The organism is Thermobrachium celere DSM 8682 (assembly GCF_000430995.1).
Taxonomy (GTDB): Bacteria; Bacillota; Clostridia; order Clostridiales; family Caloramatoraceae; genus Thermobrachium; species Thermobrachium celere.
The window spans coordinates 3070-3686 of the sequence record NZ_HF952036.1 but is presented as its reverse complement, the minus strand read 5'-3'; the positions used below and the strand labels follow the sequence as shown (position 1 = coordinate 3686).

Here is a 617-nt window from a genome sequence, read left to right as displayed (position 1 = left end):
GCTAGAGCGTCAGGAATAAGAGTTGATGTTAGAAAGGATGCTCCTTATTCATGTTATGATGAATTTGATTTTGACATACCTGTATTAGAAGATGGTGACGTTTGGGCAAGAGTTGTAGTTAGAGTTTTAGAAATAGAAGAAAGTGTAAAGATAATTAGACAGGCGTTAGAAAACCTTCCAGAAGGTCCAATAAATTTAGGTAATAAACTTCCTAAGGTTCCAGCTGGAGAATTTACAGCAAGACACGAAGCAAGGCTGTTGTAATAATTGTTACTGTATTTAGTGCAGTTGTTTCAAACTTTGGAGTTGAAAAGATAGTAAAATTAGCAGTACCTCTACTTGTTACTGTATACCCAGTTGTTATAGTTTTAATTGTTCTTAATATATTTGATGAATTTATTAAAAATAAAAACTGCTATGCAGGTGCAGTATATTTAACATTAATAATAAGCATAGTTGACGGACTTGCGGCAATTGGACTAAACTTAAAGGGAGTACAAAATTTTGTTGCAAAGCTTCCTTTTGCAAGTGCAGGTTTTGCATGGATCCTACCTGCAATAATAGGATTAATAATTCCACTTATATTCTCAAGAAAACAGGAGGCTTAAATTTAAAGT

Annotated in this window: 2 protein-coding genes; both read left to right on the top strand. The window is 33.2% G+C overall.

From position 1 onward, the window contains the following. A partial coding sequence (locus TCEL_RS11525) for an NADH-quinone oxidoreductase subunit D-related protein (protein WP_040684086.1) occupies positions 1-264 on the top strand: 264 nt, incomplete at its 5' end. After that, positions 231-608, top strand: coding sequence for a branched-chain amino acid transport system II carrier protein (locus tag TCEL_RS14430; protein WP_084739377.1), 378 nt, complete (start codon positions 231-233; stop codon positions 606-608). The genes TCEL_RS11525 and TCEL_RS14430, both read left to right, overlap by 34 nt. Positions 609-617 lie beyond the last annotated feature (9 nt).